This window comes from Halomicronema sp. CCY15110 (genome assembly GCF_016888165.1).
GTDB lineage: Bacteria > Cyanobacteriota > Cyanobacteriia > Phormidesmidales > Phormidesmidaceae > Halomicronema.
This window is the reverse complement of the sequence record NZ_JACSWC010000003.1, coordinates 1-242: the sequence shown is the minus strand read 5'-3', so window position 1 is coordinate 242 and position 242 is coordinate 1. Positions and strand designations below refer to the sequence as shown.

General features: G+C 56.6%; 1 protein-coding gene. It reads left to right on the top strand.

The genetic code is table 11. The features are described 5' to 3' along the window. Window positions 1-242, top strand: a 242-nt coding sequence (locus JUK32_RS00015; RefSeq protein ID WP_204136829.1) for a hypothetical protein, incomplete at both ends; no start/stop codon positions are given.

Genomic DNA, 242 nt, shown 5'->3' with positions numbered 1-242 from the left:
GGCGCGATTGACTTCGATGCGCTGCGCGAGGAGAACTTAGATAAAGGTGCCGTCTACGAAGTCGTCGCCATTGACTTTGACGAACTCCGCCGCGAGAACCTCGATAAAGACGCGGCCATCAGCATCCTGGCCGCCATCGACTTCGATCAGCTCCGGGAAGAAAACCTCGACAAAGGCGCGATTGACTTCGATGCGCTGCGCGAGGAGAACTTAGATAAAGGTGCCGTCTACGAAGTCGTCGC